The sequence below is a fragment of the Chlorogloeopsis sp. ULAP02 genome (assembly GCF_038404745.2).
Lineage (GTDB): Bacteria > Cyanobacteriota > Cyanobacteriia > Cyanobacteriales > Nostocaceae > Chlorogloeopsis.
Map to the genome: position 1 here is coordinate 18,239 of NZ_JAYKTT020000001.1, position 25,418 is coordinate 43,656.

General features: G+C 39.1%; 19 protein-coding genes and 1 pseudogene. 10 read left to right on the top strand and 10 right to left on the bottom strand.

Annotated features, from left to right (window positions below; all coding sequences use genetic code 11):
* Positions 1–199: 199 nt before the first annotated feature.
* A complete protein-coding gene (locus U2718_RS00085) occupies positions 200–835 on the bottom strand; it encodes a Vat family streptogramin A O-acetyltransferase (RefSeq protein ID WP_411813211.1) in 636 nt (211 codons plus the stop codon).
* A 352-nt stretch (positions 836–1,187) separates the two neighbouring features.
* Here U2718_RS00085 and U2718_RS00090 point away from each other — a divergent pair.
* Both U2718_RS00090 and hpsP read left to right on the top strand, forming a co-directional pair.
* Positions 1,188–2,180: pseudogene (locus U2718_RS00090) on the top strand (integron integrase).
* Between the two features lie 150 nt (positions 2,181–2,330).
* Positions 2,331–3,512, top strand: a complete 1,182-nt coding sequence (gene hpsP / locus U2718_RS00095) for a hormogonium polysaccharide biosynthesis glycosyltransferase HpsP (protein ID WP_341999108.1) — start codon at positions 2,331–2,333, stop codon at positions 3,510–3,512.
* A gap of 12 nt (positions 3,513–3,524) precedes the next feature.
* Here the strand turns inward: hpsP and U2718_RS00100 are convergent, their stop codons facing one another.
* Together U2718_RS00100 and U2718_RS00105 are read right to left on the bottom strand one after the other, a co-directional pair.
* Positions 3,525–3,863, bottom strand: a complete 339-nt coding sequence (locus U2718_RS00100; RefSeq protein ID WP_341999110.1) for a hypothetical protein — start codon at positions 3,861–3,863, stop codon at positions 3,525–3,527.
* A 10-nt stretch (positions 3,864–3,873) separates the two neighbouring features.
* A complete protein-coding gene (locus U2718_RS00105) occupies positions 3,874–4,116 on the bottom strand; it encodes a hypothetical protein (RefSeq protein ID WP_341999112.1) in 243 nt (80 codons plus the stop codon).
* A 41-nt stretch (positions 4,117–4,157) separates the two neighbouring features.
* Between U2718_RS00105 and U2718_RS00110 the strand changes: the two genes are divergently transcribed.
* A complete protein-coding gene (locus tag U2718_RS00110; RefSeq protein ID WP_341999114.1) occupies positions 4,158–4,796 on the top strand; it encodes a peroxiredoxin in 639 nt (212 codons plus the stop codon).
* A gap of 97 nt (positions 4,797–4,893) precedes the next feature.
* The gene (locus U2718_RS00115; protein WP_341999116.1) at positions 4,894–5,478 is read left to right on the top strand and encodes a Uma2 family endonuclease; all 585 of its coding nucleotides are present in this window, start codon (positions 4,894–4,896) and stop codon (positions 5,476–5,478) included.
* A gap of 122 nt (positions 5,479–5,600) precedes the next feature.
* Here the strand turns inward: U2718_RS00115 and U2718_RS00120 are convergent, their stop codons facing one another.
* The 3 genes from U2718_RS00120 to U2718_RS00130 all read right to left on the bottom strand — a co-directional run bounded on the left by U2718_RS00120 (position 5,601) and on the right by U2718_RS00130 (position 10,448).
* Positions 5,601–7,868 (bottom strand): dynamin family protein, encoded by a 2,268-nt coding sequence (locus tag U2718_RS00120; RefSeq protein ID WP_341999118.1) that lies wholly within the window; start codon positions 7,866–7,868, stop codon positions 5,601–5,603.
* 155 nt (positions 7,869–8,023) lie between these two features.
* Positions 8,024–10,105, bottom strand: a complete 2,082-nt coding sequence (locus tag U2718_RS00125) for a dynamin family protein (protein WP_341999120.1) — start codon at positions 10,103–10,105, stop codon at positions 8,024–8,026.
* Positions 10,106–10,130: 25 nt separating this feature from the next.
* The gene (locus tag U2718_RS00130) at positions 10,131–10,448 is read right to left on the bottom strand and encodes a DUF3040 domain-containing protein (protein WP_341999122.1); all 318 of its coding nucleotides are present in this window, start codon (positions 10,446–10,448) and stop codon (positions 10,131–10,133) included.
* A gap of 890 nt (positions 10,449–11,338) precedes the next feature.
* Between U2718_RS00130 and U2718_RS00135 the strand changes: the two genes are divergently transcribed.
* The 3 genes from U2718_RS00135 to U2718_RS00145 all read left to right on the top strand — a co-directional run bounded on the left by U2718_RS00135 (position 11,339) and on the right by U2718_RS00145 (position 13,576).
* Complete coding sequence (locus U2718_RS00135) at positions 11,339–12,313, top strand: cysteine synthase A (RefSeq protein WP_341999124.1); 975 nt, start codon at positions 11,339–11,341, stop codon at positions 12,311–12,313.
* Positions 12,314–12,431: 118 nt separating this feature from the next.
* The gene (locus tag U2718_RS00140) at positions 12,432–12,758 is read left to right on the top strand and encodes a (2Fe-2S) ferredoxin domain-containing protein (protein ID WP_341999126.1); all 327 of its coding nucleotides are present in this window, start codon (positions 12,432–12,434) and stop codon (positions 12,756–12,758) included.
* Positions 12,759–12,814: 56 nt separating this feature from the next.
* Positions 12,815–13,576: a DUF5331 domain-containing protein gene (locus U2718_RS00145; protein WP_341999128.1), complete on the top strand. Its 762-nt coding sequence runs from the start codon at positions 12,815–12,817 to the stop codon at positions 13,574–13,576.
* 92 nt (positions 13,577–13,668) lie between these two features.
* On the opposite strand, the gene U2718_RS00150 is transcribed toward U2718_RS00145, so the two are convergent.
* Together U2718_RS00150 and U2718_RS00155 are read right to left on the bottom strand one after the other, a co-directional pair.
* Positions 13,669–14,652 (bottom strand): folate-binding protein, encoded by a 984-nt coding sequence (locus U2718_RS00150; protein WP_341999130.1) that lies wholly within the window; start codon positions 14,650–14,652, stop codon positions 13,669–13,671.
* Positions 14,653–14,773: 121 nt separating this feature from the next.
* Complete coding sequence (locus tag U2718_RS00155) at positions 14,774–17,134, bottom strand: hypothetical protein (RefSeq protein ID WP_341999132.1); 2,361 nt, start codon at positions 17,132–17,134, stop codon at positions 14,774–14,776.
* A 1,005-nt stretch (positions 17,135–18,139) separates the two neighbouring features.
* Here U2718_RS00155 and U2718_RS00160 point away from each other — a divergent pair.
* Together U2718_RS00160 and U2718_RS00165 are read left to right on the top strand one after the other, a co-directional pair.
* Positions 18,140–19,318, top strand: coding sequence for a glycosyltransferase family 4 protein (locus U2718_RS00160; RefSeq protein ID WP_341999819.1), 1,179 nt, complete (start codon positions 18,140–18,142; stop codon positions 19,316–19,318).
* Positions 19,319–19,873: 555 nt separating this feature from the next.
* The gene (locus tag U2718_RS00165; protein WP_341999134.1) at positions 19,874–21,022 is read left to right on the top strand and encodes a glycosyltransferase family 4 protein; all 1,149 of its coding nucleotides are present in this window, start codon (positions 19,874–19,876) and stop codon (positions 21,020–21,022) included.
* A gap of 67 nt (positions 21,023–21,089) precedes the next feature.
* On the opposite strand, the gene U2718_RS00170 is transcribed toward U2718_RS00165, so the two are convergent.
* Positions 21,090–21,947, bottom strand: a complete 858-nt coding sequence (locus U2718_RS00170; protein ID WP_341999136.1) for a cyanophycinase — start codon at positions 21,945–21,947, stop codon at positions 21,090–21,092.
* Between the two features lie 718 nt (positions 21,948–22,665).
* A complete protein-coding gene (locus tag U2718_RS00175) occupies positions 22,666–22,869 on the bottom strand; it encodes a hypothetical protein (RefSeq protein ID WP_289787665.1) in 204 nt (67 codons plus the stop codon).
* A gap of 434 nt (positions 22,870–23,303) precedes the next feature.
* Here U2718_RS00175 and U2718_RS00180 point away from each other — a divergent pair, with 434 nt between their 5' ends.
* Positions 23,304–25,214, top strand: a complete 1,911-nt coding sequence (locus U2718_RS00180) for an acetate--CoA ligase family protein (protein WP_341999140.1) — start codon at positions 23,304–23,306, stop codon at positions 25,212–25,214.
* The last annotated feature ends 204 nt before the right edge of the window (positions 25,215–25,418 follow it).

Genomic DNA, 25,418 nt, shown 5'->3' on the forward strand with positions numbered 1-25,418 from the left:
TCACCTTCCTCTTTGGTCATCTGCTTTGTCTCTAATAATGTGTATGACGATTTCTAGCCTTGGCAATAACCCTTAAGGGTACTCTTGCCCCAATCGATAACCCAGCGGCATAACGGGTCTGTTGAGCAGCGACCAACAACACTGCAACGAAGCGCAAAGACTTTGCTCGCTGCTCCAACAGATTTGTTCTACTGCGCTGCTACTCACAATTAATCAACGCCTCAACGTCCGACGCTACAATCTTCTCTAGATTGCGCGTAATTTTCTCAATGTCCCAATTCCACCATGCAAGTTCGAGTAATGCTTGGATCACCTCATCTTCAAATCGTTGACGGATACATTTAGCTGGATTACCTCCGACGATCGTATAAGGCAAAACATTTCCCACGACCACCGCCTTGGCTGCAACGATCGCTCCATCTCCTACCTGCACCCCTGGCATGATGACCGCTTCATAGCCAATCCAGACATCATTGCTAATCACCGTATCACCTTTGTATGGTAGTTCTTCGGTTTGAGGAGTCACCTTCTCCCAGCCATTGCCAAAAATTTCAAATGGATAGGTCGAAAATCCACTTAGCTTGTGATTTGCACCATTCATAATGAACTTGATGCCTCTTGCCAAGGCACAAAACTTCCCGATGATTAAGCGATCGCCGATGAACGGGAAGTGATACAAAACGTTGCGCTCAAAATTTTCTGAATCTTCCGGGTCGTCGTAATAGGTGTAATCTCCAATGATGATATTGGGATTCGACACTGTGTTCTGAATGAAGCAGATTTGCGGAAACCCCTTCATCGGATGCTTATCTTTGGGATCTGCTCCGTACAAAATTGATCGCTCCCAACTTTCAAAAACGCATTACCTGTGCATCTTATCGAAAAATTCAAAGCTACTGCCTCAACCTGTAACCGAAGCAGTAGAACTATTTATTAAACGGAAACTTTCCATGTAATCTTTCTCATGATCGCAATATATTAAGTGTTACAGCTACCTCTTGTCTGAATATATGGAAAACTTCTTTTTTACATCCCTGTTCGGGTATTATACCGAATTTTTCCGTATAACTACCCTTCACGGGAGGATTATATGGAATTTTTCCGTATATCTCTTGGTGTTATCAAGAATTTTTCCGTATAACATCCTTATTTAGAGTATTAAACGAAATTTTTCTGTATAACACCCGATGGAACAACGTCCCAAGAAACTGCTAGAACAAGTACAAGACGTTATCCGTCTTAAGCATTATTCTTACCAAACAGAGAAGACTTATATTTACTGGATTAGACATTATATTCTTTTTCATGATAAGCGCCATCCTAAAGACATGGGAAGTGCAGAAATCGAAGCATTTTTAACACATCTTGCTGTTAATGAAAATGTAGCTGCATCAACGCAAAATCAAGCACTTCATGCTGTTCTATTTTTATATCGAGAAGTATTAAAACAAGATTTAGATTTAAAAGTAGATGCGCTACGTGCAAAGAAATCTAAATATTTACCAACAGTTTTAACAAAAGATGAAGTTTTTTTAATTATCAAGCAGTTATCGGGTGTACATCAACTTTTAATTAAGTTACTTTACGGTACAGGTTTACGCTTAAGTGAAAGTTTAAACTTGCGTGTTAAAGATGTTGATTTTACCCAGCGACAAATTCTCGTCCGCGATACGAAAGGCAATGAAAGTCGGATGACAATGCTACCTGAAAGTATCGCTGAAGAATTAAAAATTCATTTACAAAGTGTCAAAATTCTACATCAACAAGATTTACAAAAAAGCTATGGTTCAGTTTATTTGCCATTTGCATTAGAGAGAAAGTATCCGAGAGCCAAGTATGATTGGATTTGGCAATTTGTTTTCCCTTCTGGTAGTATCTCAAAAGATCCGCGTAGTGGAGAAGTACTCTTCGAGAAGCCGTGCTACGCACGTCTACGTTGCCATAACCTTCATGAGAGCAGTTTACAAAAAGCGTTAAAATAGGCGGTTCGTCAAGCTGGTATTCAAAAAAAGGTGGGTTGTCATACGTTTCGCCACAGTTTTGCTACCCATTTATTACAAAACGGCTACGACATCGGCACCGTGCAGGAATTACTGGGACACAAGGATGTAAAAACGACGATGATTTATACCCATGTTCTTAACCGGGGTGGTAAGGCTGTTCGTAGTCCGCTTGATTAATCAAGGTTTTGTATTTAATGGATGTATGAAGAAGCAAGTTGTTTTTTACACCATTTTTCACGATCATTTTATTTGGTATGTCAAGTTAGCTGTATACCAAATTAGATGAGCTTACCCTGACACCTAACTATCCACTTCATATTAAAAAATATGCGAATTTTACAAATAGTTCCTTCTATTTCTTTAATCTATGGCGGCCCTAGTCAAATGATACTAGGATTAGCTCCTGCTTTAGCACGAGAGGGTGTAGAAGTTACTATTCTTACAACTAATAGTAATGGCGATCGCGGTCAAAAATCCCTGGATGTTCCTTTAAATACTCCTATCAAACAAGATGGCTATGAAATAATATATTTTCGTTCCGCTCCATTTCGTCGTTATAAATTTTCTCTGGATTTACTTAAGTGGTTAAACTTTCATGCTCACAAGTTTGATTTAGCTCATATTCATGCTTTATTTTCCCCTGTCAGTAGTGTTGCTGCCGCGATTTGTCGTCACCGAAAGCTTCCTTACATTTTGCGTCCTTTGGGTACTCTAGATCCGGCAGATTTACGCAAGAAAAGACAATTAAAAAAATTTTATGCCTTGATATTAGAAGGTAAAAATATAGCTGGTGCAGCGGCTATGCACTTTACCAGTATTCAGGAAGCGAAAATATCAGAAAGATTTGGTGTCGCCACACATGATTTGGTAATTCCCTTGGGCGTGATTCCGCCAAATGAAGAGGGAGAGAGGGTAAATATGGTACGTAGCCAGTTTGCTATTCCTGCTAATGTACCATTGGTGTTGTTTATGTCACGGATCGATCCAAAAAAGGGGTTAAATCTACTAATCCCAGCTTTGGAGAAGCTTTTAGCGGCAGGATTAAATTTTCACTTTGTCTTAGCTGGCACGAATCCCCAAGATCCAGATTATGAAGAGAAAATCAAATCACAGATATACAATTCTTGTTTGCGATCGCACACTACCATAACTGGCTTTGTCACGGGAGAATTAAAATCTGCTCTCCTGCAAGCTGCCGATATTTTCGTCTTACCTTCGTACTATGAGAACTTTGGTATTGCTGTAGCTGAAGCAATGGCAGCAGGAACACCTGTGATAATTTCCGATCAAGTGCATATTTGTCAAGAAGTGCATGAAAGTGAGTCGGGGTGGGTGAGTAAACTAGAAGTGTCGGCACTGACTGAGTTACTTCGCATTGCTTTGCAAAATCCTTGCGAACGACAAAGACGGGGTTTACGCGCTAAAGAGTATGCATTACAGCATTACAGTTGGGATGCGATCGCCCGTCAAATGATTGAAGCCTATAAAAATATTCTTGTACAAAGGTGATACTTATGAATTTTAATCGTGAAATTTTTGACGTTCTGTTTTAGTTACAATTCCTTCGCGATCAAAATATATTACAAATCTAAACCAAGCAAAATCTCCGAAAGGAGCTGCACCATCGTTTCCATAAGCCCAAGAATCATCATTCGATAAATATTCAGGTGGCGGCAAAATTTTTAAAACTTCAGCTTGTTTCATTCCCGGTTTAATGCTCTCAAATTTAGCTTGAGTAAATCCCAAAGGTAACTGAGTATCTACTAAAGGGTTAAGAAGAAACTCACTTTCAGTAAAACACTGCAAGTATACAGCAATTGCAACCATACAAACAAAAGCAAGCCATCCACCTGTATTCATGTTTTCGCATCTATGAAGTAATTTGTTTACATAGACGTTGAACTTTACCTACAGTTTCGGTATTCGGAAGTGGTAAAGTGTGTAATGGCTGCACTGCAACACCAAACATAATTCTTCCTGTAAGGACTACAAAAGCTGACAAACCCAATCGCTGTGAATTGGTTTTGGGCTGAATTTGAATTTCAGAACCTAAAATTTTGTTGCAAACTACAATAGTCCTATCGGAGAATCGGTGTTTTGTGTCATCATGCAAATTAGAACACCCATATCTTGACTTATTTACAGGGAAGTAACATGGCTCTCCATCTCGGTGATACAGTACCGAATTTTACTCAAGCCTCCACAGATGGCGATATCAATTTTTACGATTGGGCAGGTGACAGCTGGGTAGTGCTGTTCTCCCACCCCGCAGACTACACCCCAGTTTGCACCACTGAATTAGGCACCGTTGCCAAACTCAAACCAGAATTTGAGAAGCGTAATGTGAAAGTAATTGCCCTCAGCGTTGATGACGTTGAATCCCATACAGGATGGGTTGGCGATATCGAAGAAACCCAGAGTACCAAACTTAACTACCCTATTTTGGCAGATCCGGATCGTAAGGTTTCGGATCTTTACGACATGATTCACCCCAATGCCAACGCTAGTGTCACAGTGCGGACTGTGTTTGTTATCGATCCCAACAAGAAACTGCGTCTTACCTTAACTTATCCTCCCAGCACTGGACGCAACTTTGATGAAATTTTGCGCGTAATCGATTCGCTGCAACTAACTGATAACTACAGCGTTGCAACACCAGCAGACTGGAAAGATGGTGATGATTGCGTAATTGTTCCTTCACTCAAAGATCCAGAAGTTTTGAAGGAGAAGTTCCCCAAAGGTTATCAGGAAGTCAAGCCTTACTTGCGGATGACTCCTCAACCCAACAAATAAAACTTGAAAATATTTCACGCCAAGCAGTAGGGTGGGCATTGCCCACCTTTTCGCATCTGTAGGTAAGAATAGAAAGAAAAGCAGTCGTGTGAATATTATGCTTTCGTCTCCTATTGTTTTGCGAATTCCGCCATCAATGCAAATGACAGACGAAGAATTTTTTGAGTTCTGTCAGATTAACCGCGACTTGCGCATTGAGAGGAATAAATATGGAGAAATATCAATTATGCCACCCACTGGTTCAGAAACAGGCAATCGTAATTTTAACTTAGGTGGGCAGTTATATATTTGGGCAGAACAAGATGGTACAGGTATCTGTTTTGACTCCAGCACGGGATTTACACTATCAACGGGTGCAGAACGTTCTCCTGATGCTTCCTGGATTAAATTAGAACGCTGGAATGCTCTTTCACGAGAACAGCAGGAAAAATTTGCCCCCATCTGTCCAGATTTTGTGATAGAACTGCGATCGCCTACTGACAACCTCAAGCCTTTACAAGAAAAAATGGACGAATACATGAGGGAACCAGGAATCCAGTTAGGATGGTTGATTGATCGGAAAAATTGCCAAGTTTATATTTATCGTCCGGGAATGTCAGAGGAATGTTTAGAGAATCCTGATAGTGTCAGCGGCGATCCAGTTTTGCCTGGTTTTGTTCTTAATATGAGTAAGATTTGGTAGTTTAGTGAATGTTTTTAAATATGCGATCGCAATTTTATAGTAATGTTTATCTTTCGCTTTGTAAGAGCCCCGACCTTTAAGAAAAGTCGGGGATCTATATTTTATATATATTTTTTATCTATTTATATTGATTTATTTAGTATTGTGTAAGCTTCGTTAATTAGTCGCATTTTTTCTTGTGCTTGTTTTAGTAGTTGAGGTTTATCCATAAATAAATCTGGATGCCATTTTTTCACCAAATTTTTATAAGCTTGCTTAATCTCAGCTAATGAAGCACCCGATTGCAATCCTAAGATAGTGTACGCGCGAGCAATTTTGTCTTTTTCTGCCTGGGTTTTAGCTTGATTAGGTGCTTGCTGGCTTTGATTCGTATTTTGCTGCTTACCAGTTTGAAACCCAGGTGAACGCATTTGTGCTTTCATTTGCGCTATTTCTTCATCAAGTTCCCAAGCACGAAATTTTGCCTCTAAATCTTCGGCTTTAGGAGCAGGGGGAGGAGGTGAAGAGGCGGAGACGCGGGGAGGTTGAGACGCGGAGAAATCATTTTTATCTGTTCTTACCCCTGTCTGCTTGTTATCTTTTTCTGTGTCTTGTGTTGCCTTATCTCCATGCCCTTGTGTCCCCGTATCCTCTTTCACCCCTGTCCCTGAAAAACTATATACAGACTGCCTTTCTCTGGATTTTGGTATCTCTGTTTCTACTTCAAATTCATGAGGAATAGAAATTCCTAAAGTTTTTTTTAATTCTCGGTTTAATTGATTGAAGATACTCTGCCACTGTTGTAAATCTTCACGTTTTTTAGTAACTTCTAGTGGTTCATTACTCACTGTAAATCTAATTATTTGTTCAGCTTTTTTCTCATAATCAGCTAAGATTGATAATCCCTGATTACTAAAAATTTTTAAATAATCATCAATAGCATTTACACAAATTTTTGCTACTTGTTGATGATACGAATCTTGAGTAGTTTTTTCATCTTCTTTTTGTAAATTCTTGTTGACTAAATAAGCAATACTTCCGACAACAGCAGCTCCAACCGGGCCACCTAATAACCAGCCAATACCACCACCAACAGCGATAGAACCAGGATCGCTTAAATCGTCAGAATCACTTGGTTTGGGGGGTAAGTTAACTTGTGGCTTTTTGGGAAAGGGAATTAATAAATCTTTTGGTCTTTCTTCTTGGAAAAAAGTATATGCTTGTTCTAACCATTTTAAAATAGCAGATTTTAATTCTAGAAAATCTTTTTTAAAAGTATTTATCTCCCAATTTTTAAAATTATTTGTTGCCAAGGCAACGGCAGCATCAGCTTGATATTTATCTCGTAAATTTGTGATATTCAACCAATCGCGCAACTTGACAACACTATTGTTAAATCCTTGTTTGATTAGCTCTTCAGCACGTTGCTTAATTTCATTTTTGGCATTATTCTTTTCTACAAATGCTTTAATTTCACTTTGCAAAGGAGCAATTTTTGCTTGTAATGATGTTTGAATTTGGGATGCGATCGCTTGCACTCTCGGCAAACGCAAATCTTGACGATTTTGTTGGAGAATTTCGACAATATTTTGCAAGGCTGTTTCAAAAGCCACTAAACCGCTAGTATTCGCTGCTGCCACATCACCTTTGAGTCTAGCTCTTAGAGCAGGTAAGGCATCTACACGATATAAGTTACTAAAACCTGGTGGTAAGCCTGCTCTAAAACTTTCAGCAACAAACCGCAGACGATTTTGAACTTCTTTTTGCTCTTCTGGTTCAAGTAAATTCAAGAAATTAACAACAAAAATAACCGTTTTAATACCACGATCCAAAAGCCAATCTCGTAAATTTTCTCTTTCCGCCAAAGTCATTAATTTACGTGCATCTAGCAACTGTAATACTAAGTCAGCACCTAACAGTTGTTCTCTGACTAAATTATCTTGTTCTTCTCTATCATTAGTTCCAGGTAAATCGAGAAATTCTACACCCCTATCTAAAAAAGGGTGGGGACAGAAAACTTCTACAGAAGCAACATCACTTCGCATTCGCCTGTCGCCGTCTAAAATTGCAAATTGCTTTAAAATTTCTGTGCCACTGCGGTAAATTTCTGTGTTATCTATTAAAGTAATTCGCGTGCGTAAATCAGTACCATACTTAACAGTAATAGCTGCGCCTGTAGTAGGAATTAAATCAATAGGTAAAGCGCGATTTCCCAACATGGCGTTAAGTAGAGTTGACTTGCCATGATTAAAGGGGCCAAATACTGCAATCCGAAAGCAGGGATTAGTGAGATAATTACAGATGGTAATAATGTCTCTGTACAGCGCTGATTTTGAATCTATATTAAGTAATGCAGATGCAGATTTAAGAGTATCTGCAAGCTGCTTGTAATTTTGATTATCCTGCTGCATATTTCTTATTTTTATTTTTTCTCAGATTGAATCTGAGAATTATTTATAGGGCTTTGCGTAAAGTTGTAATTTTATTATTTAAACGCAAAGTGACGCGGAGTAGACGCAAAGGAACGCAGAGTAATGATTATAATTATCTTCTCTCCTTTTTACCTTCATGAGCTGTAGTAAGCTAATAAATTACTATATGCAGATTCGACTTTTTGTAATTTTGTTACAACATCTTCTTCAAGAATTTCCAATCGCTTTAATTCAGTATCGCGATTAATCTCGCGAGTTTCTTTTTGCTGGAGCAAATTATTTAATTCAGATTTACGGGTATTAATATCTTCGTGAATTCTTCTGCTAACTTCTCTTTCGTAAGAGTCAAAGCATTCTTTAACTGCATTATATACAGTATGCCATTGCTCGTTTGCTACTTGAGGTAAATATTGTACTAACTCTTTTTTTGCCCTTTTTACTAACTCTTTTCGTGCTTGATCTGCTTGTAAAAATCCTACACCTAAACCTAGTAGAGCAAATCCAATTGGCCCCAGAAAAATACCTGTAACTGCTGTAATTATCCCACCAATACCAATTACAGTGAAGTAATTTAATAGAATATTCTTCCAATCGAATCCTATCCCAGCCATTGCAAAACCAGCCAAATTTCCTCCTGTGAATGATAACAATCCCATTGCCCATTTTGCCCACCCTGGAGAGTTATCTTCTTCAGTAGTAGCGGGATTGACTTTGATTTTTTCTCCTGTTAGTTTTTCTGTAATGCGGTCTGTTACTTGACTGTAAGAAGCACCATATTGTGCAGCACTTCTTGATAGTTGGAGAAATGCTGCACTAATTTCTTTTTCAGCAGTTAAAGTCCAAGTACCTAATTTATCAGCGATATATTGTTCAAAAGCTTTTTGCAGGGCGGCGTTAAATACTTCTCGTTTACCACTGCTGAGAAAATCAAATAAATTTAATTCTGGTTGATAGCGGAGAAAATCAGTTTCAAAGGTATTGCCCAAGTTTAAAATATAAGTTTTGAATGAGTCAGCGATCGCTTTTGCTTGAGTATCTCTAGTGTTTCTGATTTCTTGCTGGAATTGCTCCTGGATACCTCTAAGTTTGGTAAATTCTGGCTCTACAGAATTAATACGTTCTCGCAATTGGTTAACATCTTGTTCAAGTAATGGCACTCTTCTTTGAATTGCTTCACGAGTACGATCGCACGCTTGTCTTGCTAGTGTTCGCACTTGTCGCAGTTCGGCGATCGCTCTTTCTCTGGTAAGAAAGGTATTGAGTGCTTTCATAAATTCAGGAAAGCCAGTTCCCTCTAAGGAAGCTTGAGTATCTTTCAATCGTCGCCGTAATGCTTGAATAGAAGAGATTTCAAACACGCGCTCATCGTAAATGTCTTGTCCGTCTACAACACAGTATTCAGCCACATTCGCTCGAAAAACTTGCCGTAATCTTTCCTCAGCTTCTTTTAGCTCTTCTTCATCATCCGGATCGATTAAGGCTTCGCGTACCTGATCCCAAGCATTGATTAAGAAGAAAATCGACAACCCCCTACCTCTAATATAATTTTCCAGATAGCGCCGCTCACCCAAAGTGCAAGGTTGAGAGGCTCTCAGCACAAATAGAATTGCGTGACAATTATTGATATAACCCAAGGATAATTCGTTACGCGCCTCTGTATCATTTAACCCCGGACTATCGACAATTTCAATTCCTTTTTCCAGCAATGGTAAAGGATACTCAACTACAGCATGACTGACATCAGGAAATGCCTGCTTATTGTGTTGCTCTAGTTTCTTCGCCTCTGCTGGATCAATTGTATATTTATGTTTAAATTCATCAAAATCTAAATTTTGCGGACTTTTGCCATCATTAAAATGTACTGTAACTTTTTTCTCAGCACCGTAGCGTAAAACTGTTAATACTGCCGTACAAGGATTAACATCACTAGGTAATATTTTTTCACCGATTAAAGCATTGAGAAATGTACTTTTACCCCGTTTCATATCTCCTAAAACTAGTAGACGAAAAACGCCTTGACGGAGATTTTTGCTGACTACCTTAATATCTTCAATATCACGCTCTAAACTTAATTTCCCCGAAGCAGCCTCTCCAACTAATTCTGCTTTATCAATCGTTTCTGCAATTTCTTCTAGTGCGATCGCGACATCTTGTCTAACTTTAACAACTCGTTCTAAGTCATTGATAAAAATATCTGTTTTTGCTTGATAATTCATGTTAGTTGCGTTTTTTCAAAAATTATTATTTTTTCTCAGCAAAAAAGAGTTTATAGGCAACAAAACCAATCGTGCCTACGATGATTACTCCTGCCAAAACTGACGCTATTTTCACCGCTGCTATTGTTACAGCTGCAAATGCAAATAACTTAAGCCCTAGAATTACCTTCCTCTGTCTAAGTTTTCCTGAAGCTTCAGGTTTATCCTTAATAGGTTTATAGATATTTGTATCTTTAGCATGAATTTCTGCTTCTAATTCCTGAAGTCGCTGTTCTGTATCTTTTTGTCGCAGTTGATGCTCTATACGTTCGAGGTGTTTATATTTATCTTCTCCAGATTCCACCTTAGTTCATCCCATCTAAGACAATGAAATAATAGAAGGCAGAGGGCAGTAGGCACAGAGAAGTTGGAGCGCCGTTGCACAGCGCTCCAAACTTCAAAGAGGCAGAAGCTAAAAGATTGTTCCGCCTGCTGTCTAGAAATTGACATTTTTTAATTATGTCCACCTACTTAAACACTGCCTTTATATGTAAATTAAATTACAAATGTCTATCCTGGCATCAGTGCAATCATCGTATCCGCGTAATATAATTTTGAAACAATGTATTTAAGTATATTCACAATAATAATACTATTTTATAAAAAATATGATATGAGTACAAACCGTGTCTAGACGCGATATATCGCGTCTGGGCAAAATTCATTTGTATCGTAATTGACGTAACGTGGTATGAACTAGATTTTGAGAAGCGCTCGACGGGTAGCATACTCAAGATCTTACTGGCTCGCTATTCTCAATTAGTACCCTAGCCCGCCAAGAAATTTATTTCTTGGCTTATAGCCCAAGTCCACTTAAGTGGACTGTAACCACTAATAATACTAAATTTGCACGTGGCGTCTTGTTTCAAAATTCAGCAGTAGCCTATTAATCAATGGTTTTCATCCAAAATCTAAAATCCAAAACTTGTACTGAGCTTATCGAAGTATCCAAAATTGGTATAAGTGGTTAGGCAAAATTAAAGTTACGGGTTGAGGCAAGGAAACAGGGAATAGGGGGATCAGATATATTAAACTTGAAAGGTAGAATGCTTTCTCATTGCAACAGCAGCAAAGATTTGACCTATTTGTCTCGATTTTTTAGTGGAAATGCGATCGCCTAGTGAAAATATCAACCTTCAATCTCAGTGCCACTATAAGTAAGAATTTTTATAGTAAAACATAGGTTAATTCAAAATGGATATTAAGAAAGGCTTTGTAGGCACCGTTGGCAACACACCCCTGGTTCGCTTAAATAGTTTCAGTGAAGAGACTGGCTGCGAAATTCTTGCTAAGGCAGAATTTCTCAATCCAGGAGGTTCTGTTAAAGACCGTGCTGCACTTTATATCATTGAAGATGCGGAAAAAAAAGGCTTAATCAAACCCGGTGGTACAGTAGTAGAAGGAACTGCGGGAAATACTGGTATTGGACTAGCTCATATCTGCAATGCCAAAGGCTATAAATGCTTGATTATTATTCCTAATACCCAGTCGCAAGAAAAGATGGATGCTTTAAGGGCATTAGGTGCAGAAGTCCGTCCAGTTCCTGCTGTGCCTTACAAAGATCCTAATAACTACGTTAAGCTATCTGGCAGAATTGCCGCTGAGATGGAAAACGCTATTTGGGCAAATCAGTTTGATAATTTAGCCAACCGTCACGCTCACTACGAAACTACAGGCCCCGAAATTTGGAAGCAAACTGATGGTACAGTAGACGCTTGGGTTGCATCAACCGGAACTGGTGGCACATATGCGGGTGTGTCTATGTTCTTGAAAGAAAAAAATCCAGAGATTAAATGCGTGGTTGCCGATCCAATGGGTAGCGGTCTTTACAGCTATATCAAAACTGGCGACATCCAAATAGAAGGCAATTCAATTACTGAAGGCATCGGCAATAGCCGTATCACTGCGAACATGGAAGGCGCACCAGCAGATGATGCTATTCAGATTGATGACAAGGAAGCGATACAGGTAGTTTACCAACTGTTGCGGAAAGATGGCTTATTTATGGGTGGTTCTACTGGTATTAATGTTGCTGCGGCTGTTGCCCTTGCCAAGCAAATGGGGCCAGGACATACTATTGTTACTATTTTGTGTGATAGTGGTTCCCGTTACCAGTCACGCATATTTAATCGTGAATGGCTACAATCAAAAGGGTTATTGCCAGAATAGTCATTAGTCATTGATCATTAGTTTTTGGTCAATAGCAAGGAAATCTAGACTTTTGACTTTTGCACAGACGCGATTAATCGCGTCTTTAGTATTGACATCTACTCTTGCTTTTTGACAAATGACTAGTACTCAACCATCAAACTCTCCCGCAACTCCTCCCATTTCTAATCGATGTGTACGTATCTGCCAAAATCGCACCTGCCGCAAACAAGGTGCTGCTAAAGTATTAGCAGCTTTTGAGGCTATGTCCATCCCTGAGGTAACGGTAATGGGTAGCAGCTGTTTAGGACAATGTGGTAATGGGCCTATGGTGCTGGTGTTGCCAGATATGATCTGGTACAGTGGTGTCCGTCCAGATGAAGTGCCTTTGGTAGTTGAACAGCATTTGTTAGGCAATCAAAAAGTGACAAAGATGCTTTATTATCGGTTTCATTCCCAGGGATAAGGTTTATTAATAGCTGATAGAAGTCTGCACTTTTGTTGACTGAATCGAGACATCCCATGAATATTGAACAGTTACGTGAATCTTTAAAAATAAAATGGGTAAAGTACTATTATAAAAATCGTCCCTGGTTGATAAAAATGCGTATCTGGGGAACTTATGATGGTCAGCGTCGTCCTTGTTCTAGTTTTATTTTGGCGACTCTGGCGATTTTGGAACCGCAGTTGGATGAAGTTCTGCCTTTTTTGTTGGAGTTAAATAGGAATCCTGATCGCATTGTTGCAGCTTTAAATCTCAATTTTAATCCGGAAGAGCATTTGCATTTAATTGAGGAAGAAAATGCAGATGAACACCAAGATGCTGATAATGCTCCTGTGGTTAGGATACTTCCCCAAAAGTATAACCATAGAAATTTAGGCGATCGCAAACTATATCCTCTGCCTTCATTAAAAGCGATCGCCAAAGCTGAAAACAACAGCAAGCCTGCACCATTACTGACGTTAATTCGCAGGAGGGAAAATCACACTGAAGCTGTATCATCGATGGTACTTGCCAGCTACTTTGAGGAAAGCAACAGCACAGCCTTGCCATCAGTCACCGTTGCTAACGAGATAGAGAGTGAATCTGAACTCTTACCATCTCCAATCATTGCCAGGGAGGTGGAAAGTAGAGACAAGCTTGTGAAAATGCCACTGAAAGAATTTCAGGATCATGTTAACTCATTTTCTATTAAGAAAATTTTTAATCTTGCTGCTTGGATAGATGACTTTTGTCAGGGTGTGGGATGGGATAGAGAAGAAGCTATTTTTATCCCATTTTAGGAAATTAGGGACACTTGAAGAGGACGGGGGGGAGACAAGGGGAAAATCTTTCTCCGTGTCACCGTGTCCCCTTGTCTTCTTCCCAATCCCCATCATTCTGGATACTCATGAGAAACGAAGGGAATTTCTACTATTTCACCCGTAACTTCTCCAACTTGCACTTGCAAACCTGCACCACCTGCTTTACTGCGAATGTATCCTAAACCACGATAACCTTCCGCAGTTTCCGTAATACTAGTCAGCTTACCTACTTTTTCATCTCCAACTGTAATTAATGTTCCTAGTTCAACACCAGTATTTAAGTGTATACCCCAAAGATGTTGTTTTACACCTTTATAAGTATTTAAACGCGCGATAGTTTCTTGTCCGATGTAGCAACCTTTATTAAACGAAATTGTCTGCCATAAACCCGCTTCCAACGGATTATAATCATCTGTTAGTTCGTGTTCTGGCGCAGGGCGTCCTTGAATTATTCGCAATATTTCCCAAGCGCGATCGCTCATCGGTACTGCACCCAATTCTACAATTTTGTTCCAAACTGTTTCTTTTAAAGCAACTGGCAAAATCAAAGTATACCCAAAAGAAGCCAAGCCACTACCAACAGCTATACGTATCCCATCAAAACTTAAGTGATTTCCATAAGTTTGACCGATAATAGCTCCAGCACCCAGCTTTTCTACAATTTCATCACTTTTCGGCCCCAGTAAGCTAAAAGTAGCGGTTTCATCAGTAACATCGGTTAGCTGTACTTTGTCAGCGAAGAAAATGTAACGATCTAGCCATTGCATCAAAAAATCACGCCGATTAGGCGAAACCAACAGTAGCACAGCATCTTCCATCACATAGGCTGTTACCAAGTCAATTGTGCGGGCGGTAGATGTCACAAAAACTGTATCGCAACCTTGATTTGGTTTTAGTGTTTGAAAATCATTAGTGCTTTGGTTGTGTAAAAAGCGGAGGCGATCGCCATCAGAAACTTGAATACGTCCCCAATTAGAGCGATCGCATACAGCAACTCCTTGTTGTACTGCTTGAATAGCCGCTGCGTCTTTACTGTTAGTGGTAGATGTGGACATGGTGATTAGGATATAGGTTACAGGTTACAGGTTACAGGTTACAGGAATATTTTACTTATCTATCACCTATCCCCTTCCCCTATCCCCTATCCCCTATCCCCTGTTCTCTGTTCCCTGTTCCCTATGCTGGTATCCGATACATTAGTATCTTCGCTTTGGAATTTTCTTCCACAAACACTAAGTACTCACCGTTGGAGCGACGAAAAGCGCGGATGCCATAAGGTATATCAATCCAGCCACTTTCGCCAAAAACTTCGGGGCCGGGTTTTAATTGTATTACTGGCGCTCCTGTCTTCGCATCGTAAACAAAAACTTCTGCGGTTTTACTACTAACAGCAAAAACTCTGTCTCCAGCTATATCAATCGCTTTCATGTGCAATTTTGGATCGCGATTGGGTTCATAAGGCAAAGGTATTCGCCAGCGTACATTTCTGTTTTTGCTCCAGTTGTCATAGCGGACTATTTCTGTACCTGCCAATCCCCAATCTCCATCGATGTTGGGGCGATCGCCTGTATAGCCCGACAAGTACATCACATCTTGTTCGGGAATATACTTGATCCTAGTTGGGGTTTTAAAAGGTGCTGGCATAGTTATTTTTTCTACAGCAGTACGGCTATAAACAGGACATCCATGAGAATTCAATCCTTGCGAACGATAGTGTTTGATGTAGCCAGCTTCTGCTGCTTGCCAAACATCTCCTTTGCTATCAATTTCCCAACCCCAAACAGAACTATCGTCTTCACCCAGGCTTTGATATTCATTAGCCTGCATCGAACCATCACCGTTCATATCCTGCCATAGCCAACTACCTTTAATAGACTGATTAGTTGGCCAATCACTGCTAATTTTAGAAAAAATGCCGCATGGAACAGCTATCTCTCCATCAAAACGATAGACTAACAACCGTTCTGCCATCATATCCGCAGACATATACAGCAGACGTTTTCCTTGAAGGCGGCGAACAAAAGCAGCTGAAGGCGTCATGTGTAGTCGTGGATCGTTAGGATAGCGGAATTTATCTAAGGTGTATCCTTTGTAACGCCAATCTTTACCGCTACCTTGACGGTAGTCCATCGTGAAATGTTCTTCTTTGGTATATACATCTACCGCATCAGTACCAGGATCGGCATCAGCATTATCTACAAATTGCAAACCAAGTAATTGCCACTTTAATTTTCCTGCTGGAGTAAATGCCCGCAAATCTGTACCTGAGCCATTGTAACCAAAAGCAGCATTACTAATGTAGATATTTCCTGCTGCATCTGTACCGACTCCGCTAATACCGTAAAGTTTCAAATCCCCAATTTCACCGCGATTACCTGCATAGATACCACCTTTGATACCAAAAGTGCCAACTTGTTTTGGCTGATTCGTAATGTCATAAAACAGGATTTGCTGACGTGGCCCGTTGTCTGCTATTAGTAGTCTACCTTGATTATCAATCGCGATCGTTGATGGTTCAACGATATCTGCTATTCCAACAGGTAACTGCTTGCCTGTTGGAGAATAGTGCAGAAGTTTGACGGGGGTTTTGTCGTTTTTGTGTTGAAGTTTGTGTTGAAGAATCCACAAATTTCCTTTTTTATCAATCGCTATCTTGCCAGGATTGGGGACTGTAAAGTTGCGTATTTCCTTCATCGTAGCTTTATTGTAAACGCGGACTCGATTGGCTAATTTGTCGCTTGCGTACAACAGTTCATTTGCAATTGCCAACCCAGTTACTTCGCCTTTCTTTGCAGTACTGACGATTAACATACTTTTATCCCAGCCACGCCCACCCGGAAAAGGCGCTGGCTCTCCCAATAAGTTATAGCGTCGAATACAATGCCACTCCGTTCCTTTGGGAGGATAATCTTCTCCTGGTTTACCCTCAGGATACTGGTGCATCGCCACATACATATATTTTGTATCTACAGCGATCGCAACTCCGCCTATTCTTCCCCATCCATGAGTTTGATCGGCTTTGCCTATAACATCTCCATTTTTATAAATTCCAACTTCTCTTCCTGCTTCATCCCACGTCGTATTAGTATAGACAGTACCATCGGGAGTAACATATATATCATGGACGTTAATTTGTACCCACTTTTTACCACCGCTAAAAGAATTACCAATCCAAGAAGTTTTATAAGTGTTAGTGGCAGCTGCAATCTGTGTGGTTAAATTTTCAGCCAAAACTTCCGCAGTTATACTTTCCGGTGTAGCTTCAGTAGTCATGCTTTCCGGTGTAGCTTCGACAGTCACCTTTGCAGGCGTGGTTGTTGCAGTCACATTTTTAGGTGTCACATCCGCAGTTACGTACATTGCGACTACAATTGCAGTTGTGATTCCAAGAATTAGACTAAGTAAAAACTTGAAATATTGATGAGATTGAAAATTCCTAATCCAAAACAAATTCTTGATTTGCCGAAAGATATATTGCATTCTGCTGAGTTGCTTCCGGCTAAGTTTGGTGAGAAAACGTAACAATTTATTGTTCATATCTAGTTCATTACAAATAGATGATTATGTGATAGATCAGACAACGAGGGCATGGAAATTTGGCTTTTTCTACACACACCAGGTGACGCCACTTGACGCCAGTCGCTTCAACGGGGGGAACCCCCGCACGGCGCTTCTCTCCCCAACGCGCTGGCTCCTTTATGCCGGGAAACCCGTCCATTGCACTGGCTCCCTTACACCCCCATACCCATTTTCAAGACAGCATCTGTAAATAAAAAGCCATTACAACTAGAATTCAAGAACTTTTCAATAGTATTTATTGATTTTTATCTAACTATTCTTAGTTGCTAATTATACCCAAGAAATATATACTAAAATTACATTCTTTTTATTACTAACAATATTGATAATCAGATCTTGAATTATATTCTTATACAAAATATCGAATATTCTGGAGTTCAAATGTTAGTTTACACAAACTTTATAAAAAATACACTAATTTTTTATTTCAAATTTATCTTATTTCCAAAAAACAATACTGAAATCTTTGATTTTGTCAGTATATTTATATAAGTATTTTGATGATCACATTCTCTTCATAATTAAGTTTTAAAGTATGGATGACATAATCGTGGCAATTTTCAATTAGACACAATATGTATTCTTAAAGTAAATACAATTTATGGTTGGTTTTTCGAGTTTTTACTTTTATCCAGAGAGAATAGGTTCGCCTGTTGCTATAATTCAGAATAACGAAGAAAATATTCTGAAGACAAAATTCGGGATTTTTATTTACTTCACTATTGATAGCTGTAGTATATAAAAGATATAGATTCCATTAGGATTGTAGTAAAAAACGTCTGTAATTAGATAGAAATTATTCTAAAAATCTATCTATGGTTTTACTGTTTTAATTACTGAGAATATCTACAATCAGAGAATATCAGGAGAATCACCACCTCAGCCTTGCGATTTTTAATAAAGGTGGTAAAAATCAGTAAAAACAAATATAAAGGCAAGCAGTGGATCATTGGAGAACAAGAGGTGAAAAGTAACCAAGAAAAAGATGCTTCAGTCTCTGCATACATTCTTTGTGTGGGAACTGGTTGGTTCCCCAAAACACCCGGAGGGTTAGAAAGATATGTTTATGAACTAACTCAGAAATTAGCTGCAAATCAAGATCGCGTTGAAGTGTGTGGAGTTGGTTTACCAGAAGCTGAACCAAATTCGCAGATTAAATTAACTAATCTGGGTTCCCCTGATGCTCCTATTTTGCAACGGCTGTGGTCTATTCGCAATAACTTCAAAAAAACAAGAGTGGGCAAGCCAGATGCAATTAACTTACATTTTGCATTATATAGCTTTCCGATTTTAAATTTGTTGCCCCAAGGAGTACCAATTACCTATAATTTTCATGGGCCTTGGGCATACGAGAGCAAGCAAGAGGTTGTTCATCAACAAGCAAGTGTTTTGCTAAAACATTGGCTGATAGAAAAAAGAACTTATCATCGCTGCGATCGCTTTATCGTCCTTAGTAAAGCATTTGGCCAAATATTACACCAAAAATATCAAGTTCCCTGGCACAAAATCCACATCATTCCTGGTGGTGTTGATATCAATCGATTTCAGATGAATTTATCACGACAAGATGCCCGTGCCAAATTAAACTGGCCACAAGACCGTCCGATTATTTTTACAACCCGTCGTTTGGTGTGCCGAGTCGGAATTGATAAATTATTAGAAGCTCTGGCTAAAATTAAGCCAATAATTCCTGATTTCTGGTTGGCGATCGCCGGTCGCGGTCATATGCAACAATCACTACAAGAACTAGCAACAGAATTAGGACTGAACAACCATGTCAAATTTTTAGGGTTTTTACCCGATGAGCAGTTACCAATAGCTTATCAAGCAGCTGATATAACTGTAATGCCGAGTCAGTCTTTTGAGGGTTTTGGATTGGCGATAGTAGAATCCCTGGCATGTGGTACTCCTGTCTTGTGTACTCCTGTGGGTGGAATGCCAGAAATTTTAGAGCCATTTTCGCCTCAATTAATTACATCTTCTACTGAAGCCTCAGCTATTGCAGAAAGATTAAAACAGGTGTTATTGAGAACAGTACCCATGCCTTCAAGAGAAGATTGCTATCAATATGCAGTTGCTAATTTTGATTGGCATAAAATAGCTCAATCGGTCAGAAAAGTTTTGTTAGCATCACCATTTTGAGTTGAAAATTACCTTATGAGGCCAGGAAACAGAAATTGTTTGTGAACGATTTAGGATTCCTATAGGAATTTCTTAATTACTGAGTAATTCGTTGTTGCTTATACTTAAACATAGTCAAAAATGAGAATTAATTTCTAATCAATTTTATCCTGCCAAACAAAAATATTTTTGTATGTAAAAGTGAATCACAAAAAATATTTTGAAAGTGAGGGGATGCCTCAATTAATATTGTAAAAAAGTTTACTCAAAACAGCAGTAATATTACCGTTACGACTGCTGTGAAAATTTCGTGATAAAGTTAGCATGGTGGGGTAGGCAATTGCGGGGTTGTATTAAATATGGCTATCTACCGTTTTAAGTGATTAGGCATAAAACAATAAATAGGTAGGCAAGAATAGAAGCAATTAGGTTAAAGGATTGCCAAAAAATAAATTATTCAATAAATGTAGGGTGGGTTAGCGAAGCGTAACCCACCATTTTTGGGAGGTTTGATGGTGCGTTACGGACTATCGTCCTAACACACCCAGTTAACTTTATTTTTACCAACCTACATAAATGAAAATTCTTTTTTTAGATCAAAGCGGTAAACCAGGTGGTGCAGAACTTTGCCTCATAGACATTGCCAAACCTTATCAAGATACTTGTCTAGTTGGTTTATTTGCTGATGGTTCGTTTAGAAGTTTGCTAGAGGAAAATCATATCCCAGTTCAGATTTTAACAACTCAAGCTATCCAAGTTCGTAAGGAAAGCTCCCTGATCACCGGTTTAGGAAGTATCGGGCAACTTTTACCTTTAATTGTTAAAGTTGCACAATTAGCTCGTAAATATGATTGCATCTATGCTAATACACAAAAAGCATTAGTTGTTGGGGCTATAGCTAGTTTTTTAAGTCGTCGTCCTCTGGTTTATCATTTACATGATATTCTTTCATCAGAGCATTTTAGTCAAACTAATCGTCGCATTGCTGTCACGGCTGCAAATCGTTTTGCATCATTAGTCATTGCCAATTCCCAAGCTAGTAAAATAGCTTTTTTAGAAGCAGGAGGACGCGCAGATATCACCGAAATTGTTTATAACGGTTTTAACCCAAAAAATTATCAAACTGATAAGTTTGCAGTTAATCAAATCCGAGAAAAACTAGAACTCAATGGGAAATTTGTAGTAGGACATTTTAGCCGTCTTGCGCCTTGGAAGGGACAGCATATATTACTTGAAGCGCTTGCTCAATGTCCTGAACAAGTAACAGCAATTTTAGTTGGCGATGCTTTATTTGGGGAACAAGATTACGTCCAGCAGTTACACCGACTAGTTACCACCCTCAAACTAGAGAACCGAGTTAAATTTTTAGGATTTCGTTCAGATATTCCTCAATTAATGACAGCTTGTGACTTAGTGGCACATACTTCTACAGCGCCAGAACCTTTTGGTAGGGTAATTGTAGAAGCTATGCTCTGTGGCAAACCTGTAGTAGCGGCTGCATCAGGTGGTGCTATGGAACTAATAGAACACGGTATTAATGGTTTTTTAGCCACTCCAGGAAAACCCCAAGAACTTGCACAAGTAATTACTGCTTGTCTTAATAATTCTCATGAGACTGCGGCGATCGCCAACCGTGGACAAACAGTTGCCTCTCAACGTTTTGACGTGGACAACATTAATAAGCAAATTGCTCAACTACTGTCAAGATTGGGTACCAAGGCTTAGGTATCAGTTATCAGTTATCTTTCACTGTTTACTGATAACTGATAACTGTTAACTGATTAAGTTCCCTCTAAACATTTGCTGGTTGAGCAGGTACAGAAGCATTTACCGTAGACTGCTGACCATTTAGAATCGGTTTACGGGTTTTCAAGTCAAATTTATATCCATGAGGCAAAATATGAAGTCTAGCTCCGCATATTGCCAAAGCTTCATCTCTTAAAATCTCCTCAACATTGCTATGTATTGCCTCTGATTCATCGACGATAGTGACAGAGCCTTCGCCAATCACCTCAATCTGGTTATCAGTTACCACCATAGCGGTATTTTCATCAATACCAAATCCCAAAACGGCAGGCTGCTGTGCTAAAGCAGAAATCAGGCGTCCTAAGCGTCCACGTTGTGAAAAATGTTGGTCAATTACAACTCCAGGTAGAAAAGCCATACCTGGGCCCATGTCTACAATTTCAATTCGAGGGTTTGTTTCAGAATCGCCTTCTACAATCATCACGTCTGGCATCACCGCAGCTCCCGCGCTTGTGCCTCCGATTACTGCACCTTCCGAAAAGCGTTTGTGAATAGCCGCATCGAGATCAGTATCCTTAAGAATACTAGTAATGCGAGCTTGGTCACCACCAGTAAAAAATATTCCAGTTGCTTTACTTACTGCTTCTAAAGCAGTAGAAGAAGAAGCATCGTCACGGGTTTCTGTATCAACTATACGAGCATCCTCTGCTCCCAAGCGCTCGAAAACTCTAATATAATTTTCTCCCACATCCCTGGGTAGCTCTGTTGCTGCTGTCATAATTACAATTCGCGCCTTTGTACCCCCTGCTCGTCGCACAAATTCACGCAGAATCTGACAATCTCCTTCTTTGTCTTCTGCTCCCCCAATAATTACTAACTGCCGTTTGTTTCCATCCTCTGCCATAGCGCCTCCAATTGTGAATTAATATTAAGAAAACATGGCATTTAAATGATTAAAAACATCGACTTTGGTTGAAAACCAATTGTGATGATTTTTACAGTACTTAAAAAGAAAAACCAGGTTAATTACTTACCTAATCAGCACTTTGCTATTGATAGGTAAGAATTCAAGTAAATGGTATTCAATGATAATTATCAAAGTCTTTATAGACTTTGTAGTCATTCATTGTCAAAAATAAAGGAATATTAATTGACTACTAACATCAATATACCCCTAGATTTTTCAGCCAAATAATTGTCTTTTTTGTCTTTATTACGGCTGTTTTAATAAAGTTATTTACACTTTATAAAATTCTACCAACCGTAACTACAATTAATACTCCTAATTTTTAAATGACTGGATCGTCTATTCCTTATATTCTTAGAAGTATTGTCGTTTCTGCATCACTCCGATGATATATTTAATAGTATTACTTTTGATATTCTTAATAATTCAAAATCAAGTAAACAGACCTAGCTATTAAAATATATCTAATTTACTATAGATTTTTTTCTCAAATTATGTATATTTCCCGACTTCTTTACAAGTCTGGAACCTGAGTCTTTAATTTGTCACAAAAATACTCTCGCCTTAAAACCAAAATAAGCGAGAGTAAAATGGAATAAATTTTTATTCAACCGTGATTTTTAAATCATATTTCAAAGTGAAAAATAATTTTTTTCTAATTAGGTTGGTTATTGAAAAGCAAATTTACTAAAAAAGAATGTGCTTCTTCTAATGGAAAATGTCTGGGTTTACCTTGAAATACAATTTGAAACTCGTTTTTATCTGGGCCATCTCCATAACCAGAAATGAGTTTACGATGAAACGCTTCTTCAGCAAGGTGACGAACTTCATTTCTGAGAGCAGCCTGGGTAATATGCATACTTTGCTGTCTCCTAAAAATTTTGCGTATTTTTATTTATATAAACTTTGGCATCATATTGCACCATTCAAAAGTTATATATTCTAAGACTGATATTTAATTTTTATCAATAAATGTAAGTCAAGTGTCTCTTTAGCTAGGAGTCAGAATAATTCATCGATTCTGTCTTCTGAGTTCTTTTTTACTTAAGTACCAGTATTCAAGCTGATTGGTTGAGGAAGATTCTATACAGATTTAATATACCTTTAGATAGCTAAAAATTTCTATCGAGAGGATTAAACTGATACAGAGAAATAATGATGCAACGCCCAAGTAAACGGCAAACAATTACTTGTAGCCGGATACTCACTTTCAAAAATTTACATACAGTGAATTTGGAGAAACGTAAACCAGCGTACTGATACCAGGGTGTTTAGTTAAAGGTATATATTCTAATGGTTCAACAGAAAAGCACTGATGCAGTCCGGGTTAATGCTAGAAAAACTGATGCCTTTGATATCTTCAACTTTAAGTATTACATGGGGCCAAACCCCTACTTAGATACAGGAGCATTAGTATTTGATTTTAATTTGACTGAGAATTGGCGACCTCTGCCCATAGAAGATTATGTATCAATTATTAGCGATCGCTACCCACAACTCAGCCAGCAAACCTATGAGTCTTACGCCCAGCTATTTGCCCGCACGGTAGCGGAAGTGGGAAAGCTAGATATGGATTTGCATCTAGATCGCTGGAGCATTAAACCAAACCAGAAGTATGTAAAAATTGCTGTGCAATCGCTACACGAATCCACAACACGAGCAGTAGTTTACTTTGTTTGGGATTGGTTTGAAGCGATTACGCAACAAGAAGATGTTGTCTATGAACAACAGTTACGGGTGCTGCAAAGAAGATTCCGACAGTCTGTTTATGGTGGGCCGACAATTTACGCCTTATTGCGAACTGCTCACCAAAAAGGTATTCCCACCTTTTATCTGTGGGAAGAAGGATTAATGCAGTACGGTTATGGGAAAAAACAAGTTCGTGGTATAGCGACAACATTTGATAGCGATAGTCATTTAGATTCTGACTTTACTACCCGCAAAGATGACTGCAAAGCATTTTTGGGAACTTTGGGTTTTCCGGTACCCAAGGGTGATATTGTTGTTTCTGAAAAAGAAGCTTTCGCTGCCGCAAGAAAAATAGGCTATCCTGTTGCAGTTAAACCTGTCATCGGTCATAAGGGAATCGGTGTTACTGCCGATGTACAAGACGAAGATGAACTAGAATCTGCTTATAACAGAGCAGTTGAGGCAATTCCAGAGAACGAACGGATTCGGATTATTGTCGAAAAAAGTATTCGCGGTAAAGATTATCGTTTATTATGCGTCAATGGTAAATTTGTGGCGGCTACCGAACGCCGTCCCGCATCTATTGTCGGTGATGGATACTCAACAATTGACGAGCTAATCGAACGGGAAAATCGAAAACCTGCTCGCTTAGATACACCCACCTCGCCCATGAGTAGAATTCAGCGTGATGAGGCGATGGAACTTTACCTTGAAGAACAAGGTTTGTCATTAGACAGCGTGATTGAAAGAGATCGTACGGTTTATCTTCGCAAAGTTGCTAATCTCTCGGCAGGTGGTGTGAGCATTGACGCAACACGTACTCTTCACCCTGACAATATTGTCTTAGCGCAAGACGTTGCCCAACACTTCCGGTTAGTTTGCTTGGGAATTGATGTGATTGCTGAAAATCTTGCCCAATCCTGGAAAGAAAGCAGCTTTGCGATTTTGGAAATCAATGCGGCTCCTGGCGTTTTAATGCATCTTAATCCTGCTGTTGGTGAAAGCGTAGATGTACCTTCCCACATTTTGGAAACCTTTTTTGAAACAGGCAATGATGCCAGGATACCAGTTATTACCTTTAATCAAATCTCTGTTCACGAACTTCAAGAAACTATTGACCATATTTTGTCATTACATCCAGACTGGACAATAGGTGCTATTTGTCGTGATGGAGTTTTTATTAATCGGTCAAAAAAATTTTTGCATGAGAATTATAATAGCAACGTCCAAACTTTGCTACGTAATCCCAAGTTGGACTTGCTAATTGCTGAGTATGAGCAAGACACCTTGGAAGAGGAAGGTATGTTTTACTACGGTAGCAATATGGTGGTTCTGAATAATCCGACTGAAACCGAGATGATGCTGGTGCGGGATGTCATTGATGGCTCAACTGTAGTAATTAAAAAAGAAGATAATATTTTCATTCAGCGCCAAGGATTGATAGAAGAATATACACTCGGAGAAGATGAACCGTTTACAAGAGTTTATCTGAAAGAAGTTAGTACAGTTTTGTGAGCGAGAACGGGGTGTGGGGAACCTGCTAACAGGTGTTCCTGAAGTCCTGAGTTTAGGGTGTAGGGTTTAGAGATTAATGATTATTTGTTTTGCAGTTTCCACTCGCTCCAATCTTAAAATCCTCTACATCCTTCTTCTTGACGTGAAGGTGCTTGTCTTGCAAACTTGGTTTGCGGCTCTTGTGGGCTAAAGCGCTCCGAGGGT

Bases quoted from the DNA above. Each gene is read 5' to 3' on its own strand.
- U2718_RS00120 (WP_341999118.1), bottom strand. From the start codon at position 7,868: ATGCAGCAGGATAATCAAAATTACAAGCAGCTTGCAGATACTCTTAAA.
- U2718_RS00135 (WP_341999124.1), top strand. From the start codon at position 11,339: ATGGATATTAAGAAAGGCTTTGTAGGCACCGTTGGCAACACACCCCTG.
- U2718_RS00150 (WP_341999130.1), bottom strand. From the start codon at position 14,652: ATGTCCACATCTACCACTAACAGTAAAGACGCAGCGGCTATTCAAGCA.
- U2718_RS00140 (WP_341999126.1), top strand. From the start codon at position 12,432: ATGACTAGTACTCAACCATCAAACTCTCCCGCAACTCCTCCCATTTCT.
- U2718_RS00100 (WP_341999110.1), bottom strand. From the start codon at position 3,863: ATGAATACAGGTGGATGGCTTGCTTTTGTTTGTATGGTTGCAATTGCT.
- U2718_RS00115 (WP_341999116.1), top strand. From the start codon at position 4,894: ATGCTTTCGTCTCCTATTGTTTTGCGAATTCCGCCATCAATGCAAATG.
- U2718_RS00165 (WP_341999134.1), top strand. From the start codon at position 19,874: ATGAAAATTCTTTTTTTAGATCAAAGCGGTAAACCAGGTGGTGCAGAA.
- U2718_RS00155 (WP_341999132.1), bottom strand. From the start codon at position 17,134: ATGAACAATAAATTGTTACGTTTTCTCACCAAACTTAGCCGGAAGCAA.
- U2718_RS00180 (WP_341999140.1), top strand. From the start codon at position 23,304: ATGGTTCAACAGAAAAGCACTGATGCAGTCCGGGTTAATGCTAGAAAA.
- U2718_RS00145 (WP_341999128.1), top strand. From the start codon at position 12,815: ATGAATATTGAACAGTTACGTGAATCTTTAAAAATAAAATGGGTAAAG.
- U2718_RS00110 (WP_341999114.1), top strand. From the start codon at position 4,158: ATGGCTCTCCATCTCGGTGATACAGTACCGAATTTTACTCAAGCCTCC.
- U2718_RS00170 (WP_341999136.1), bottom strand. From the start codon at position 21,947: ATGGCAGAGGATGGAAACAAACGGCAGTTAGTAATTATTGGGGGAGCA.
- U2718_RS00175 (WP_289787665.1), bottom strand. From the start codon at position 22,869: ATGCATATTACCCAGGCTGCTCTCAGAAATGAAGTTCGTCACCTTGCT.
- U2718_RS00125 (WP_341999120.1), bottom strand. From the start codon at position 10,105: ATGAATTATCAAGCAAAAACAGATATTTTTATCAATGACTTAGAACGA.
- hpsP (WP_341999108.1), top strand. From the start codon at position 2,331: ATGCGAATTTTACAAATAGTTCCTTCTATTTCTTTAATCTATGGCGGC.